General features: G+C 55.3%; 17 protein-coding genes. 6 read left to right on the top strand and 11 right to left on the bottom strand.

Annotated elements, in window-relative coordinates; all coding sequences use genetic code 11:
• Positions 1-1243: tetratricopeptide repeat protein (locus RMO15_RS07455; protein ID WP_309709962.1), on the top strand; the 1243-nt coding region annotated here is incomplete at its 5' end.
• A 43-nt stretch (positions 1244-1286) separates the two neighbouring features.
• Here the strand turns inward: RMO15_RS07455 and RMO15_RS07450 are convergent.
• The 8 genes from RMO15_RS07450 to RMO15_RS07415 form a co-directional block, all read right to left on the bottom strand.
• Positions 1287-1742 carry a thioredoxin domain-containing protein gene (locus RMO15_RS07450; protein ID WP_309709960.1) on the bottom strand — a complete coding sequence of 152 codons (456 nt, stop codon included), beginning with the start codon at positions 1740-1742 and terminating at the stop codon, positions 1287-1289.
• 128 nt (positions 1743-1870) lie between these two features.
• Entirely contained in the window at positions 1871-2638 is a 768-nt protein-coding gene (gene sdhB, locus RMO15_RS07445; protein WP_309709959.1) for a succinate dehydrogenase iron-sulfur subunit, read from the bottom strand.
• A gap of 22 nt (positions 2639-2660) precedes the next feature.
• Entirely contained in the window at positions 2661-4172 is a 1512-nt protein-coding gene (locus RMO15_RS07440) for a hypothetical protein (RefSeq protein ID WP_309709957.1), read from the bottom strand.
• A 19-nt stretch (positions 4173-4191) separates the two neighbouring features.
• On the bottom strand, positions 4192-6012 hold the full coding sequence (sdhA, locus tag RMO15_RS07435; protein ID WP_309709955.1) for a succinate dehydrogenase flavoprotein subunit: 1821 nt from the start codon (positions 6010-6012) through the stop codon (positions 4192-4194).
• A gap of 2 nt (positions 6013-6014) precedes the next feature.
• Positions 6015-6797 carry a hypothetical protein gene (locus RMO15_RS07430; RefSeq protein ID WP_309709952.1) on the bottom strand — a complete coding sequence of 261 codons (783 nt, stop codon included), beginning with the start codon at positions 6795-6797 and terminating at the stop codon, positions 6015-6017.
• A gap of 92 nt (positions 6798-6889) precedes the next feature.
• Positions 6890-7402, bottom strand: a complete 513-nt coding sequence (locus RMO15_RS07425) for a hypothetical protein (RefSeq protein WP_309709949.1) — start codon at positions 7400-7402, stop codon at positions 6890-6892.
• Positions 7399-8292: a rod shape-determining protein MreC gene (gene mreC / locus RMO15_RS07420; protein ID WP_309709946.1), complete on the bottom strand. Its 894-nt coding sequence runs from the start codon at positions 8290-8292 to the stop codon at positions 7399-7401. Before mreC ends, RMO15_RS07425 begins: the two co-directional genes overlap by 4 nt.
• Before the next feature lie 24 nt (positions 8293-8316).
• Positions 8317-9360 (bottom strand): rod shape-determining protein, encoded by a 1044-nt coding sequence (locus RMO15_RS07415; protein WP_309709944.1) that lies wholly within the window; start codon positions 9358-9360, stop codon positions 8317-8319.
• A gap of 182 nt (positions 9361-9542) precedes the next feature.
• Between RMO15_RS07415 and RMO15_RS07410 the strand changes: the two genes are divergently transcribed.
• Positions 9543-10025 carry a hypothetical protein gene (locus RMO15_RS07410; protein WP_309709941.1) on the top strand — a complete coding sequence of 161 codons (483 nt, stop codon included), beginning with the start codon at positions 9543-9545 and terminating at the stop codon, positions 10023-10025.
• Here RMO15_RS07410 and metF read toward each other — a convergent pair.
• Entirely contained in the window at positions 10022-10879 is an 858-nt protein-coding gene (metF, locus tag RMO15_RS07405; protein ID WP_309709939.1) for a methylenetetrahydrofolate reductase [NAD(P)H], read from the bottom strand. The genes RMO15_RS07410 and metF overlap by 4 nt on opposite strands.
• 42 nt (positions 10880-10921) lie before the next feature.
• Here metF and RMO15_RS07400 point away from each other — a divergent pair, with 42 nt between their 5' ends.
• Positions 10922-11653 carry a polyprenol monophosphomannose synthase gene (locus RMO15_RS07400; RefSeq protein WP_309709937.1) on the top strand — a complete coding sequence of 244 codons (732 nt, stop codon included), beginning with the start codon at positions 10922-10924 and terminating at the stop codon, positions 11651-11653.
• Here RMO15_RS07400 and RMO15_RS07395 read toward each other — a convergent pair.
• Positions 11609-12355, bottom strand: coding sequence for a PEP-CTERM sorting domain-containing protein (locus RMO15_RS07395; RefSeq protein WP_309709935.1), 747 nt, complete (start codon positions 12353-12355; stop codon positions 11609-11611). The two genes, RMO15_RS07400 and RMO15_RS07395, sit on opposite strands and share 45 nt — an antisense overlap.
• A gap of 213 nt (positions 12356-12568) precedes the next feature.
• On the opposite strand from RMO15_RS07395, the gene RMO15_RS07390 reads away from it, so the two are divergent.
• From RMO15_RS07390 to RMO15_RS07380, 3 genes are all read left to right on the top strand, one after another.
• A complete protein-coding gene (locus RMO15_RS07390; RefSeq protein WP_309709932.1) occupies positions 12569-14449 on the top strand; it encodes an ABC-F family ATP-binding cassette domain-containing protein in 1881 nt (626 codons plus the stop codon).
• A 295-nt stretch (positions 14450-14744) separates the two neighbouring features.
• Positions 14745-14954, top strand: a complete 210-nt coding sequence (locus RMO15_RS07385; protein ID WP_309709930.1) for a hypothetical protein — start codon at positions 14745-14747, stop codon at positions 14952-14954.
• A complete protein-coding gene (locus RMO15_RS07380) occupies positions 14955-15380 on the top strand; it encodes a type II toxin-antitoxin system VapC family toxin (RefSeq protein ID WP_309709927.1) in 426 nt (141 codons plus the stop codon).
• A 185-nt stretch (positions 15381-15565) separates the two neighbouring features.
• On the opposite strand, the gene RMO15_RS07375 is transcribed toward RMO15_RS07380, so the two are convergent.
• The gene (locus RMO15_RS07375; protein ID WP_309709924.1) at positions 15566-15739 is read right to left on the bottom strand and encodes a hypothetical protein; all 174 of its coding nucleotides are present in this window, start codon (positions 15737-15739) and stop codon (positions 15566-15568) included.
• Positions 15740-16002: the final 263 nt, after the last annotated feature.

Below are 16002 nucleotides of genomic sequence, written 5' to 3'. Positions count from 1 at the left end.
CGGTAAGTCAGGACTGGATGTCTCAGGGTCGCTAGAGCGCCTGGAGGCAGCCCTGAAGCTCCGCCCGGACTCCCCTATTCTCAGCCTACTCTACGGCGATACCCTCCAAGTGGCGCTGCGATTCGACGATGCGGGCCGTGCCTACCGTCGTGCCAGCGCTCTGGCTCCCCTCTGGACAAAGCCACAGATCAATCTAGGTCTCTCCTATCTGGCTCAGGGAAAGGCCAACTTAGCTGTCGCTGCTCTAGATGGTGCGCTTAAGTCTGACCCCAAAAACCCACGGGCTCTGTTGGCGCTTGGGGACGCACAGCTACAATCGGGTAACAACACGGGAGCTCTCAAGGTCTACCAGCAGCTCTTTCAGATTGACTCGGTCGCCGTGCCCGCCGCAACGGGGGCAGCGCGAGCAAGCATGGCACTGGGACAGACAGGCAATGCTGTCTCCAGCCTTCAAGATGCCCGTCGTCGAGCCCCACAGGATCCCTCGCCCGTCGCGGCACTGGCGGAGATTCAGATGCGGACGGGGAGCTATGGGGAGGCGGCAGAGTCCTACTCCTCTGCCCTAAAGCTCTCCGAGGCAGGAGGGCTCTTTGCCGCTCGTCCTAGCCTCCAGCGCGCCCTTGCAGAGGCCCAGCTCTCTGCGAAACGGCCCCTGGATGCCCAGAAGACGCTCCAGAAAGCCCTGCAAGAAGACCCGGATAACGAGGCACTCTGGCGGCGCTTGCTGGCCAAGAGCCTACTCGACCAGAATGATCGTCCCGCCGCAGAGCTGGAGTTCAAGCGTGCACTCAGCAATGAGACCTCACTCTACCCACAAGACACCCTCCAGGCCATCGCCGCAGAAGGTTGGGCCGAGAAGTTTATCGCCAGCTACCGCGCCGATATTGCGGGAGCACGAACCGGGATTCATAGCTCGGGTGGAGGGCAGTCAGGGATCGTGGTGCGCTCCACCGTTGTCTCTAAAGAAGCTGAGCTCGTGGGGCTAACCGGGCTAGCCCACCTCCTGCGCTTTACTGGAGCCATTAAAGAGGAGATCAGTGCCCGCCGTGACCTCGTGCGTCTTCGTGGAACTGGAGCCGACTGGTTCCTCCTCGCACAAGCACAGGAAAGATCAGGAGAGAATGCAGATGCCCGCGCTTCCTACAGCCAGGCCATGAGAAAGGGAGACCTGTCGTCCGCGATTCAGAAGCTAGCCCTCGACCGCATCCGCAAGCTAGCCAACCTGCCTCCCAAACAGGATTGACAGAGTAAAAATAAACCCCACGGAATTTCCGTGGGGTTTATTTTTATCGGTAGAGAAACTCACGGATCGCTGCTGCTGGCATGGCCCCGGCTTGCTGAGCAACCAGTGACCCGTTGTTAAAGAGCAAAAGTGCCGGAATTCCCTGAATGCCATACTGCTCGGAGAGTCCTGGTAGCTCCTCTGTGTTGACTTTTACGATCAACGAGAGGCCCGCTTCTTGCCCCGCGACGATAGCAAGCTGGGGAGCCACCATCTTACAGGGGCCACACCAGACTGCCCAGAAGTCCACCAGGACAGGAAGTGCGCTCTCGGCGATCAAGGCATTAAAGACGGCAGAGCTCGGAATGTCCAGGGGTGCGCTTACCAGCGGTAGCGGATCTTGGCATTTCCCACAGGTTCCTACCGTCGCAAGACGGCTATACGGCAGGCGGTTCTTCTGACCGCACGCAGGACAAACCAAGATCACACCTTTGAGGTCGGCTCTGAATTCAGTGCTCATGCCTCTATAATATCCCGCAAAAATTAGGGACGCTCAGTCAAGTAGGACAGCCTCCAGTCACTACTGCCAAAATAAGACTGCCCCGCTGTATACTTCAGTGAGACAGCTCTTTATCTTTTTAGCTGGACTTACTTACCCAACCATTTTTTAATACGGTAGACCGTGGTATCTCGGTTCAGCTCGGCAATCGCGCGGGTCAAGGGGATCTCTTTCGGACACACTTGCACGCAGTTCTGGGCATTGCCACAGCTTGCGATCCCATCGGGGCCCGAGATTGCCTCCAGCCTATCGTCGGCATTGAGCTTTCCCGTCGGGTGGGCGTTGAAGAGCCGAACCTGCCCAATCGCAGCGGGGCCAATGAAGCTGGACTTCTCACTCACCTGAGGGCAGGCTTCAACGCAGCAGCCACAGCTCATGCACTGGGAGAACTGGTAGGCAAGCTGCTGCTCTTTTGCCGACACACGCGGACCAGGGCCAAGGTCGTAGGTACCATCAATGGGAATCCAGGCTTGCACTTTCTTGAGGTTCTCAAACATCATCGAGCGATCCACAATTAGATCACGAACTGTCGGGAACTTGCTCATGGGAGCAAGATGTAGACGACGGATCGTGCCCGTCAGTGGTGCGACATTGTCAATCAGTGCCGAGCAGGATTGCCGAACACGGTTATTGACCCGAAGCGTACACGAACCACAGACCTCTTCGAGACATGCCTGCTCCCAAGCCACAGGAGTCACGTGCTCACCTTTGGTATTAATCGGATTGGCTTGGATCTCCATCAGCACCGAGATGACATTCATCCGCGGCTTGTAGGGAACATCGAACACCTCCTCGTAGGGAGCAGAGTCCGGGTCTTTCTGACGCAGAACGGTCACTTGAATAATCACTTCTGACATGGTTTTTTCCTTTTAAATTTTCCTAGCGCCGCTTAATCTGCCATGCGACACTACCAGGCACTTCCACACGTTGTGTAATATCACCTAAAAACCGAACTTGATTTTCTTTCTCTGTATAGGGCGGCATTCCCATCTTTGATAAGACAAGCCAACACGAACCTCCTGGTGGAATCTGATTAAATAAATGAATACCTATTCCCTCTTCAGGATTATTTTCATCTAAAACCACATTTTCAAATAACAATCCAGGGTCGACAGAACTATAAAATCTGTATTCAGGCAAACTACTACCATGAACAAAAACAAATTCACCATTACCAATCACAGGCTTGACCTTCTCAAGCAGTGGTCTCATATTACTAATAACAGGAGGGCTTATTATATAATCAAGTGATTTCATACCCGCAGACAAGACACAAAACAGAGCAATCAATACAATTACACTTGGTTTAATAATAATCTTATGAGAAATAATATCAGTTACAAACTGAAAACCATTCCCTATTAATAAACATATCAAAGGGGTAGCAAATAACATCAGACGATCCCCAAAACCGTATTTATGCAATACCGAGGCAAAGCCAGCAAATATTATAGGCAAAACAAAAACAATAAATTCAGATTTCTTTGTCCGAAGTACAGCTATCAAACCAATAAGAAAAACTATAAGAAAAACCACAGCAAGTATTTTCATAAATTGAAACGGATACTGAACCAGAAAATATATTAAATATGTATCTTGCTTTACCGAAATTAATGAAAATGGCATTTTTAAGAACATCGGATCCCAAAAATCCAAATATATAGATTTTGAAGCAGTCGACCTAAGGACAAGCATATACTCAGTAATAAAACTTACAGCACCAAAAATAATAATAAGACCAAGCGAATTATGCCTAACAATAGACTTTAAATCCATGCCCATACGATTAAAATCAAAAATCAAAGCAATAATAATTGCAAAAATAACAAATATTGACGGATACGAAAACCAAACACACAATAAAACAGCCAATATTACACCTGTTTTTCTAGCAATACCCATATCAGCAGGTCTTCTTATTTCATTATACAAATTCAGAAGGATAATAGTCACGAGCAAATCAACACCATATGGTTTAAACTCACCACCGTAATAAATGGCACGATATGATAGTGACAATAGACCAAATGGAATTATCCGGAGAATATCATTTGATTCAAATGAACAGTATCGATAAAAAAGTAAAAGTGACAACAAACTTGAAAAGAGCGGAAATACACGAAACACTAAATCATTGTGGCCTAAAATAAGAAATAATTGCTTAGTAATTATCAGAAATGGAATCGGAGCTGATTGCCCAGACACCAATGGCTTTAGTAATTCATAAAAATCACATCTAACAATATCTGTTGCAAGACACGCCTCATCATACCAGAGAGAGCGTCCATTAAAAAACCAAACTAGCCGCAGTAGCATACCTATCACGAGAATTAACAGTAATATACTTTTCGAATATTTGGCGATACTCACTTCGGCTGTTTGATTTTTCATATTACAATATCACTACAAGTTAATTGCTCGTGTAGACTCTTGGTCGGGGTTTTACTTGCGAGAGATCTACTGACTCATAGGTGATCTTGGGATCACCAGGATTGGCAGGATCGAACTGTGCGACGGTGGTCTTCTGCCAGTTTTCATCGTCACGCTGATCGAACTCAGGCTTGTAGTGTGCGCCGCGGCTCTCGTCGCGCTGGAGTGCTCCCTTGGTCATGATCTTGGCCAATACGAGCATGTTCTTGAGCTGCCGAGCAAACGGAACGGTCTGATTCGACCAGGCTCCTGTATCCGAGATACCAATCTTTTCGTAGCGGTCTTCGAGCTCGTCCAGCTTGGTCAGAGTCTTTTCCAGACGGTCATTGTAGCGTACGACGGTCATGTTCTCGGTCATCACATGGCCCAGCTCACGCCAAAGTAAGAAAGCATTCTCAGGGCCGGTCATAGCCTTAAGTTTCTCGTACTGTTCGGTGCGGGCTCGCTCTTGCGCTCCAAGCTCGGCCTCCGTGCCATCCGTGTGCTTCTTCAAGCCATCCACATACTTCACCACGGCGGGACCGCAGATCTGGCCGCTGGTTAGGCAGGAGAGCAGGGAGTTGGCTCCAAGCCGATTCGCCCCATGATACTGATAGTCGCACTCACCCACGGCAAAGAGGCCGTCCACATTGGTCTGATGATAGGGTGTCGAGCCCGGGTTTGTACCGTCATTGACCCAGATCCCCCCCATGGAGTAGTGAACCGCCGGGAAGATACGCATCGGCACGTCGCGCGGGTCGTCCCCGACGAATTTCTCATAGATCTCTAGCACACCGCGAATCTTCTCATCCAGCTTCTTGCGGTCAATGTGTGTGACATCTAGATAGACTTGGTTCTCCCCAAAGACCCCCATTTTCTCGTCCACACACTTGGCAAAGATCTCACGGGTTGCAATATCGCGTGGCACGAGGTTGCCGTACTTGGGGTACTTGACCTCCAGGAAGTAGTCCCGCTCAGCCTCAGGGATATCCTGACCTTGCCGAGGGTCGCCGGGAGTCTTGGGCACCCAGACACGTCCCCCCTCGCCACGCACGGACTCGGAGATCAGGCGCAGCTTATCTTCGCCGGGTACGGCTGTCGGATGAACCTGGACAAACTCGCCATTGGCATAGTGCACGCCCTGCTGAAAGATTGCTCCCGCCGCGGTTCCGGTGTTGATGGTTGAGTTGGTGGACTTGCCATAGACCATTCCAGGCCCACCCGTGGCTAGCACAACAGCATCCGCATGAAACGCCTTGATCTCCATTGTCCGAAGATCCTGCGCGACGATCCCGATACACTTGCCCGAGCCGCCTTGGTCACGAACAATGCCAAGAAACTCCCAGAACTCGAATTTTTTGACTTTCCCATCCACTTCGGCGCGGCGTGTTTGCTCGTCCAGGGCATAGAGAAGCTGCTGACCTGTCGTCGCTCCAGCATAGGCTGTGCGGTGCTTCAGGGTTCCGCCAAAGCGTCGGAAGTCTAAGAGGCCCTCGGGGGTTCGATTGAACATTACCCCCATTCGGTCGAGGAGATAGATAATCCCTGGCGCAGCCTCACACATGTTCTTAATCAATGTCTGGTTGGCAAGAAAGTCTCCCCCCAGACACGTATCATCAATGTGCAGGCTCGGGCTATCGTCCTCGCCCTTCGTATTGACGGCACCATTGATGCCACCCTGGGCACAGACACTATGACTACGCTTGACGGGCACGAGGGAGAAGAGATCCACACTGCCGCCCGCCTCCGCGATCTTCACCGTCGTCATGAGGCCCGCCAGACCACCGCCTACCACAATCACACGGGGTTTAGTTGCTGCCATCGCTACTTTGCCTCCTGCTCAACGAGCATCTTCACAAAAGCTGCCCGGTCGGGCTGTGTTTTATGATCCTCTTGGCCTTTTATCGCGAAGTTCACCGCGACCGCCGATCCTAATAAAGTCAGCGCAATGCCTAAGCCCCAGCCTGCAATCGCAGCAATCTTCTGTGCCTCTTTACCAATGGTTAGTCCCCAGCGGATGCAGAAGTTCAGAACCCCATTGCCCAAGTGCAGACACGCTGACGAGATACCTAGCAGATAGAATCCAAGATAGAGAGGATCAGCAAAGCGCCATGCCATTGCTCGGTAGCTAATAGACTGGAAGCCTAGCTCTTTGCCCGCCTCACCTGCCGTGAACTCAAAGACATACTTTAGGACAGTCGTGTCGTAAATATGGACGGCAATGTAGACGATTGCGGCAACACCACTCCAGCGCTGGAAGACGTAGAGCTTATTGCGTCCGTAGCCATAGTGCGCGGCATTGCCACCAGGCCCCGGCATCTCTGCCACAATCATCAGGCCGTAGATCGCATGAAAGAGAATCGGGAGCATGATCGCTCCGATCTCCAAAAGGAGCACAAAAGGAGCATAGCCAATGGCCTTCACCGCAGTGTTAAAGGCAGTCTCTCCATCACCACGCAGACTGTAGGCGTTGATCGTCAAGTGAAAGATCAGAAATGCTCCAATCGGAATCACTCCCGAAAGAGAGTGGAGCTTATGCAGGAGATAACTATCCTTAAAGAAGGCCTTACTGCCGGGTTGCCCCCGTTCGATGGTTGTTGTTGCCATGGCTCTATTATAGGCGACCAACCAGTCAGAAGTAAAGCGAATCTTTCCGATAACAATTATGCGTTTTACTTCAAAACATGAACTTGTTCAACTCACAGGCGAACGGTTTTCCAGCGTGCGAGGACTGCCAACGGGAGCGCCACCAGAAGATTCATCACCGCTCCGACAAAGGTCAGCGAGAGCCAGTGGGCAAGACCAATACGCGGGTTGGAGAAGCCATAGAGCACCCCTGCCAGGACACTCCCTGCTCCCACACCCAAGAGAGTCACCCCAACACCGACGCGGACAAAGCGCCGGCGTAGGGCCCCGACGGCCCATGCAGCGACGATTCGTGTGATCAAAAACGTCCCCAAGGTCGGCCCCGCGATGGCAGCAGTCACTAAGCCTGAGATAAAGCCTGCACCCGCACCTATTGAGGCATCGGTGAGTAGTGCGACACAGAGGGCTAGTGTGAGTAAAAAATCCGGCTGGGCTCCTAAAAAGTTCAAATGAACTGCCACCGACGACTGTAGGCCAATCCCAGCGGTTAATAAGACCAAATAGAGTACCAGAGCGCGCCCGGAGATCACTCTCTCACTAGTGCCCCCCAAAGTCCCCTGGCTCATGGCTGAAGTGCCGCCAGCACCAGCACCTCACGCACCATCCCAGGTTGCGGTGCATTCGGTCGAATGCGGGCGATCTTAACGAGGTGTGTCTGATCTTCACGCACCGACTCGACAATACCAATCGGAATCCCTGGAGGAAAAATCCCTCCCTGGCCTGAGGTGGCAACCATGTCACCCGGCTTGACATCTGCCATCTTGTCCAGATGCACCAGCTCAATATTGTAGCGCCGCTTTAGCTTCCCTTGCCCCTCTTCAACACCCTTGAGTATGCCAAATGCTTTTCCCGCCCCCACAACCGCTCCAACACCAGAGTCAGGATCCGTTAGAAGGCGCACTTTTGCACTCAATGGCCCGACTTCGATGATCTTTCCCAGAAGTCCCTCTGCAGTTCGTACGACTTGGTCACGATGGAGACCATGGCGTGTTCCAAGAGCAATGATCACGGTCTGCTCTAAAGACGAAGGGAGCCAGGCTACCACTTCCGCAACTTGTGGCCTGGGATTCTTGGTAACGACAATGTCCAATAAACCCCGAAGACGGATATTCTCCGCCTCAACCGCTTCACGTTTCTCGACTTCCAGAGTCAGCGCAGAGACTTTTTGGGCCAGTGCCTCGTTCTCACGCTCCAGGGCGACACCGCCAAACCAGCCACGCCACGTCGAGGAGACGCCTTGCTTTGTTCGTGCGGCAGCAACCTGAGCAGGTAGTGCGATTGCCTGGGTGCCACTGACAATAGGATTGGACTTCCCCTGGGAGGTCAGGCGGTTGTTTAGGATTCCCAGCCCTACGGCACCGACAAGTAGCATACCGATGACAGTCCCTCGGGCGACCTTCAGACCGCGCCGCTCAACGCGGGGGTTCCAGCCCCCTCTCAGCCGTTTCTGCCCCATAGCCTACCTCCCTTTACTTTGGAGTTAAAGAGACCGACTTGACATCAGTGCGTTACGAAGACCAGGATGAGTCTCCACCTCTTCCAAGACTGCTCCCGCTCCCAATGCCACACAAGAAAGCGGATCCGGGGCAATCTTGACGGGCATCTCTGTCTCGACTTGAATGCGCCGATCCAAGCCTCGCAGTAGTGCACCACCACCTGCCAGGTAGATCCCCAAGTCCATGATGTCCGCTGCCAGCTCAGGCGGTGTCGCCTCCAGTGCCATCTTGACTGCATCCACGACCTGATTGACGGGCTCCGCAATCGCTTCCCGGATCTCCACACTCGAAATCGTCGTCGAGCGCGGCAGGCCAGTCAGTAAGTCACGCCCCTTGATGATCATGGTCAGCTCTTGCTCCAATGGAAACGCGGAACCAATCTGGAGTTTCACTTCTTCCGCCGTCCGATCACCGATGTAGAGATTGTACTGACGCCGGATATAGGCCACAACGGCCTCGTCTATCTCATCACCCGCCACACGGATCGAGCGGCTCGTGACGATTCCCGAGAGCGAGATTACTGCCACTTCGGTTGTCCCGCCGCCAATATCCACGATCATCGAACCGGTCGGCTCGGAGACAGGCAAGCCTGCCCCAATCGCTGCGGCCATCGGCTCCTCGATCAGAAATGCCTCGCCCGCTCCCGCTTTTTTTGTGGCATCAATCACCGCCATACGCTCGACTTCAGTCACACCCGAGGGAATTCCCACGACCACTTGCGGAAGATCAAAAGGACGACGGCGCATGACTTTTTCAATAAAGTAGCGCAGCATCCGCTCGGTTTGATCAAAGTCAGCAATGACTCCGTCTTTGAGTGGACGTACTGCCACAATGTGCCCTGGAGTGCGGCCCAGCATTCGCTTAGCCTCATCTCCAACAGCTTCAACCGTCTGCCGGTTTACATCGTAGGCGATTACCGAAGGTTCGCGAAGTAAAATGCCCTTGCCGTGAACGTGAACCAGTGTATTGGCGGTGCCGAGATCTATTCCCAATCGGCGACGCCGTGAAAAAAAACCAAATAAACGCATGGTGATGTTTCGCCTACCCGAGCGCTGCCTGAGTCACTCCCCCTGACATTGCAGAAAGACGCTACGGGACGAGACGCTAGGGGGAATTATACCATGTCTCGATCACCTTTCCGTTTCCAGATCCCCCTATTCTTGCCAGGGTCACGAGAAAAAGCCCCACCTGGCACGGTACACTAATACTTATGACATGGAGCGTTTTGGATCTAACGGTGGTAGCAGTCTTTATCGCCCAGCTTGTGGGCTGGTTTTGCGTGGCATGGGCTGCCTGGAAGATCAAACAAGGCCCTGTCACACGTCTCCAGAATCGCATCGCCCCGTTGACGGATGCCGGTAAACTCTTGGCAACACGCAGTATAGAGCTTGTCGCACGGCTAAAAGTTCAGGCGCTCTCGCTCGTTTCGCGCACCAAAACCATCCGAAAGCGGCTTCGGGTGAGCGAGCCCCCTCAGGGAATGTGGATCGAGCCTCGCCATCTGAAACAAGCCGCCGGATTTCTCGCGGCGTATCGGCAGCGGCCAATAGGCAAAAAGATAGTTCCAAAAAAGAAAACGCCTGCCTCAGTGGCCCAGAAGCTTGGCCTTCTCCCCCCCGTTTTGATTCGGCTTGCTCCTCTCGGTAAGATCGCTCGCATCGCGCTCCAGACTCTCAAACAGCTCCGGCGCTAGTTTCCCAGCTCCGCGCATATATGGGCTGTTGCCTTGCTTTTATTGAGGGTGTAGAAGTGAAGACCGTCCACACCGCCTGCTATCAGCTCACGGCACTGGGTAATGGCATGCCCAATGCCTACCTCGTAGACCGCGGCGGGATCGTTTTCAACGGCCTCTAGTTTCTGCAGCAGTGCCTGTGGAATTTTCGCACCACAGCGGGTGACAAAGCGCTTGATCTGGGCAACATTTTCAATCGGAATGATCCCCGCCACAATCGGGACGGTAATCCCTGCGGCACGACACTGATCCCTCCAAATAAAGAAATCAGCATTGTCAAAGAAGAGCTGGGTAATGATAAAACGCCCCCCCGCATCGAGCTTTGCTTTGAGCGTCTCAATGTCCCGCGTGCGATTCAAGCACTGGGGATGCCCTTCGGGATAGCCCGCCACGCCGATACAAAAGTCTTGGCGTGCCGCGACAAAGGTGGCTAGCTCATTGGCGTAGGCAAACCCATTTTTGGGTGCCTTAAAGACAAGCTGGCCGTTCTCGGGATCGCCACGCAGAGCCAAAACATTACGCACGCCACCCTCCCAGAGAGTCGCCAAGTGCGCCGCCATCTCGTCTTTATTGTGGTGCAGACATGTCAAGTGCGACATCGTACGAATCCCAAGCTCGCGCTGAATACGCAGGGTCAGCTCTAGTGTCTGCTCGGTACCGCCACCAGTTCGTGTGATCGAGATAAAGTCAGGTTTCAGGATTTGAAGCTGATGAATGGTCTGAAAGAGAGTCTCCGCACCCGCATCATTTTGTGGGGGAAAGAACTCGAAGGAGATGGTGGGGCGCTCGCCCCCAAGAAGCTCGTCAATCCGCATAGTTCTCCATTCTATCGCAGACGGTATACTGATGGGATTGTTATGCCTGAGTCCCCTTTAATTATCACGCCGACGTACAACGAAAAAGAAAACTTGCCCACGCTCATTGCCCAGCTCCGCCAGAGTGTTCCCGAGGCGCATCTCTTGGTTGTGGACGATGGCTCTCCCGATGGCACAGGAAAAATGGCGGATGCACTTGCCACGCAAGACCCCCATGTCCATGTCCTGCACCGCACCACCAAAGATGGTCTGGGGCGCGCCTACGTGGCGGGGTTTTCGTGGGGCCTGGAGCAGGGCTACACCCGCCTGGTGCAGATGGACGCCGATCTTTCACACAACCCCGCCGATGTCCCGCGCCTGCTGGCCGCAGATGCCGATCTCGTGATCGGCTCGCGCTATGTTGCCGGGGGTGGCACCGTAAACTGGGGATTGAGCCGTCGGCTGCTCTCGCGGGGAGGCTGTCTCTACGCCCGCACGATTCTCGGGCTGCCTTTGCAAGACCTCACAGGAGGCTTCAAGTGCTGGCGAAGAGCGGCGCTGGAGGCCGTGAACCTGCCCGAGATCCGCTCCAACGGCTACTCGTTTCAGATCGAGATGACCTGGCGAGCGCTCCAAGCGGGTTTTAAGGCCACCGAGGTGCCCATCCTCTTCACGGATCGCGTAGACGGCGTGTCGAAGATGAGCAAGCGGATTGTTTTTGAGGCAGTAGGAATGGTCTGGCGCTTACGCCTAGGCCGTGCGCCGTCGCCGCACCACGAGGCCAAGCGCCCCTAGTCCCAGAAGCACAAGCGTCCCTGGCTCTGGTGCCGCTGTCGCCGCCGGAGTGAACTGTAAGCGCATCACAGGTGCCACAGACGCATTGACACCAGTATTCGTTAGGGCGTTATAGCCCTGTGAGGCGACGGCAGCAACCTGGGCACTATTCGCCTGTGCATCCAGTCCAAAGTCTGTCGCGGAATTGCCCGTGTGGGTCAGCTCAATTACCAGATCACCGCCCGTGTAGCTATAGTTGCCCCCCGACAGGTTGAAGCCGATAATAGCCGCAAAGTCATTTGGCCCCGCCGGGTTGGTTCGTGGGAAGTAGCCTGCCGCAAGACTCAGTGCACCACCGCGCAGCTGGGTTTTCGTGCCAGGGATATAGTTACTGGCAAACGTATTGCTCAGCGTACTCGGCGTGGTTGCCGCCTGCCCAAGATAAATATCGTAGTTTGCAAAGTTAATGGCAAGGTCAGGGCGCGTCGCCACTTCAGAGCCATCAAGCCGAAATGTCAGCCCCGTGATCTGCCCATTGAGCATCGAGGTAAGTTCCGAGGCACTGATAACCGTCTGAAGAGTTCGCGCCTCAGACCGGATCATGGTATTGAGTCCAGCGCTACCTTCCACCGCTGCATTGGCACTAGGTACCGTGGTTAGCGACTGTGCATGTGCACTGGTGGCTACCAAACCTACCAGCGCTAAAAATACAATTCGTTTCATCTTTTCTTCTCCCACTCTACGGTGAGGGAAAAACGCAAGAATCATGCCAGACTCACTCCCGCTCAGATGCCCTCCTCTGGCTTCGCTCTTTACTCGATGGATGCCCAATGTAATTGAGCGGCTGCAGTAGCCTGCGGCTGCGAAGCGCCATTGCAGCCGCTGGTTTCCAACCAGCGGCTCTCTACGCAGGATTCGCGGTAAAATGCGCTCTGCATGAGCCTCATTACGATCTCCGATTTAGGGAAAGACTACGGCCCTCACACGATTCTCGATGGCATCTCGCTGCGCCTGGCGCGGGGGGAGAAAGTGGGAATTGTGGGCAAGAACGGTGGCGGAAAAACGACGCTACTAAGGCTCCTCCTGGGGATTGAGGAGCCGACGCGGGGCACTATCCGGGTGGCGCAGGGCGTGCGGATTGGTTATCTCTCGCAGATCGCGCGGCTGGACGACTCTAAGACCATCCTAGACGAGGCGGAGATGGCGCTGGCGAGCGTGGCCGATGCGGAGGCACGGCTACGGGAGGCGGAGATGGCGCTGGCAAGTGACCCCGAGAGCGAGGACTTGCTGGATGCGCTCGGGGCGGCGCAGGATCGCTACGAGTTCTCTGGCGGCGAAGCGGCACGGGCGTCGCTGCTGGCGTCTCTTGAGGCCATGGGACTCCCCGAGAAAGACTGGGACAAGCCGGTCTCGGTGCTCTCGGGTGGGGAGAAGACACGGCTCTCGATGGCGAAGCTACTGGCGACCACACCCGATGTGCTTGCTCTCGATGAGCCCACCAACCACCTCGACATTCGCGCCGTGGAGTGGCTCGAAGGCTTCTTGCAGCGCTTCCCCGGCGCCGTGTTGCTGGTCTCGCACGACCGGCGCTTTTTGGAAAACACCGCCAACGCGATCTGGGATGTCGAGGCGACCGGCGTGACCCCCTACTCCGGCGGCTACGTGTTCTACAAAGAAAAGCGCGAGCGGGTGCGCGCCGAGCAGCTAGAGCTCTACCAGCGCCAACAAGCCGAGATAGCACGCACCGAGGAGTACATTCGGCGCAACAAGGCGGGGCAAAACACCCGAATCGCGATGGGGCGACAGAAAAGATTAGATCGTCTGGAGCGCCTGGAGCGCCCGGACTCTGATCCGCAGGGCGTGAAGGCAAAGCTGGCGACCTCGGGCCGGAGCGGCGAGAATGTGGTGGTGGCGGAGAAGGCAAACAAGAAGTTTGGCGAGCAGCCGATTCTCGATAACGTGGACTTTATCCTGCGGCGCGACCAGAAGATTGGCATTGTTGGGCCAAACGGGACGGGCAAGACCACGCTGATCGAGATGCTGCTCGGCGAGCAGGCGCTTGACTCAGGCTTCCTAAAGTTCGGACATGGCGTAACCGTGGCCGTGCACCGACAAGATGAAGACGACTTTGAGGGCGACGAGATCGTGCTTGAGGCGTTCTACGAGCGTGCGGGTCTGAACATCGCCGAGGCCCGTTCGCATCTGGCGAAGTTTCTCTTCACAGGCGATGATGTCTTCAAGCCGATCTCCGCGCTCTCAGGTGGCGAGCGGAGCAAGCTTCGCATGGCGCTGATGGTGCTCTCCCCCGCGAACTTACTCGTCCTCGATGAGCCGACCAACCACTTAGACGTCTGGAGCTGCGATGCGCTCACCGATGCCCTGAAGTCGTTTCCCAGCACGCTGCTAGTCGTCAGCCACGACCGTGCCTTGCTCGATGCGGTCACGGATCACACTCTGGCCTTTGAGGGCAATGGCAAAGTAGCGCTCCACGAGGGCAACTACGCGCTCTACCGGGCCACCAAGAGCCAGCCTCTCCCCACGGCTCCCATCCCACGGCGAAAGAGCGAGCCGGAGCCGATAAAACCCAATGCCTTCCAGCTCTCCAAAGAGCGCGCACGGCTCCAGAAGCGGGTGACGACCATAGAGGAGGAGATTGGGAAGCTAGAAGCGGAGCTTGCCACCGTTGAGGCCGCGCTGGCGTCGGGCGAGGGCGATGCGACCACGTTGGCGGCGGAGCACACAAAGCTCAGCGGTCAGCTAGACGCAAAACTCGTCGACTGGGAACAAACCGCCGCCGAGGCCGAGGCGATGGTGTAACCGATTATCCGACCGCTCCCTTCGCGTGGACGGAGATCGTCCCGCTCTGGGGCGCTTTGCGCCGCCTCCTCCTTCCTCGTCGGTACAAGTGTCATCATCATGGAACCACTCCGCCGAAGGTGCGGCGACTTGTTCGCTCTAAAGCCCGACGATCTCCGTCGAGGCTACGGCGTTCCAGGGTTCGTCCCCGGCTTCGCCTTATTCACTCTTCATGCCCGTCGAAGCGTACGCGTCGGAGTCCTTTCCAAACTGCGCTACCACCCAAAGCGCGATAGAATGCGCCTAGGAAAATACTATGGCAACAGTCACTCTTGAAGAACGCGTCGCGGTTCTAGAGCAAAAGGTAGCAAGGTTTATCCCTGAAGAACCCGAGAGAACACCAAAAGGCCCCTGGTGGAAGAAGATCGTGGGGGTGTACAAGAATGACCCGGAGTTTGCCGAAGCCGAGCGCCTGGGACGTGAGTACCGCGAGTCGCTACGCCCTCAAGAGGATGTCACTCCGTAGATGTATGTGCTGGATACGGATCACCTCAGCCTGCTGGAGTGGGACAGCGCCGACTCTCTTCCCTTACAAATGCGGCTAGAGACGGTTGCTCCCGACCAGGTTTTTACGACGGTGGTCAACTATGAAGAGCAGATGCGTGGCTGGCTGGAGCGTGCTGCCCGCGCCGACACACGGGAGCGACTCTTGTCTGCCTACTCTCGCCTGGAGCTTCATATCAAGACCTTCGAAGGCATCCCACTTCTCTCGTTCGACACCGGAGCCGCCGATATTTTCGAGCAGCTTCAGCGAGCCAAAGTCCGGGTCGGGACGATGGACTTGAAGATCGCCGCTATCGCTCTGGCAAACGAGGCTACGGTTCTGACCCGCAATCTCGCCCACTTTGGGAAGGTGCCAGGGCTTCTTGTGGAGGACTGGAGCGGCACCTAGTCCGCTCCGATCCCCCTTCCTTGCGGCAGGGAAGGGGCTAGGGGATGGGTTCAGGGCGTTCCGGGGTTCGTCGTAGGCTTCGCCTTATTCAATCCCCGCCGATTGTACTCGCTCTCCTTCTTCACGCCCGTCGAAGCACGGGCACATAAATGAGCCCGCTGATGCGACAAGACCCATAAATGGGCCTACGGTGTGGGCGGAGCGCTTGCGGGTTTCGGCCCACGCTTCTTGTACTCGCTGGATTTCTTCAGCCCCGTCGAGGCCAGCTCATCGGAGTCCTTCCCGTACTGCGCCGCGTGGACGGAGATCGTCCCGCTCTGGGGCGCTTTGCGCCGCCTCCTCGTTCCTCGTCGGTACAAGTGCCACCATCATCGTGCCTACTCCGCCGAAGGCGCGGCGACTTGCTCGCCCCATAGCCCGACGATCTCCGTCGAGGCTACGGCGTTCCAGGGTTCGCCCCTGGCTTCGCCTTGTTCACCCCGCGCCACTTGTACTCGCTCTCCTTCTTCACACCCGTCGAAGCACAGGCGGCTAAAGGGACCCTATGAAAAACAAAAAGGGCCGAAGGCAATCGCCTCCGGCCCTTCCATATTCTCCCCCCGTCCGGTTACCCCACGAAGTG

Origin of the sequence: Armatimonas sp., assembly GCF_031410135.1 — a bacterium.
In the GTDB taxonomy this organism is placed as follows: Bacteria; Armatimonadota; Armatimonadia; order Armatimonadales; family Armatimonadaceae; genus Armatimonas.
The sequence above is the reverse complement of the archived record's forward strand: the minus strand, read 5'-3'. Positions and strand labels throughout refer to the sequence as shown.